Below are 348 nucleotides of genomic sequence, written 5' to 3'. Positions count from 1 at the left end.
CTAAAAGCCATTGCAATTCAATATTGCGAAGACACTCTTTTTCTAATCGTCTCGAGGAACGAATACCGTTTAAATAGCCATACAAATAGATTTTTAAAAATACCTTGGTATCAAAACTTGGACGACCTTCGGTTTTTAATACTCTGGGTGTAAATCCTATTTTCTCTAAATCGATACTGTTAACAAAAGCATCTATAAATCGAACAGGATTGTCCTGACTAATACTGTCTTCTAGACTGCTTACTTGTAGCTGGTTGCGAGCTATTCCTTGTATATGTTGCATCACTAAAAATAATGAATTTATCTTTTTCTTACAACTATTTTACTATATTTGGTACTAGGATTGTG

The 348-nt window shown here is 33.0% G+C and carries 1 protein-coding gene; it reads right to left on the bottom strand.

The window, feature by feature from the left end:
- The coding region (locus tag G6042_RS00575; protein ID WP_169522346.1) for a transposase at positions 1-283 on the bottom strand (283 nt) is incomplete at its 3' end.
- Positions 284-348 lie beyond the last annotated feature (65 nt).

This window comes from Flavobacterium solisilvae, from assembly GCF_012911605.1.
GTDB lineage: Bacteria > Bacteroidota > Bacteroidia > Flavobacteriales > Flavobacteriaceae > Flavobacterium > Flavobacterium solisilvae.
This window is presented reverse-complemented; position numbering and strand designations above follow the sequence as displayed.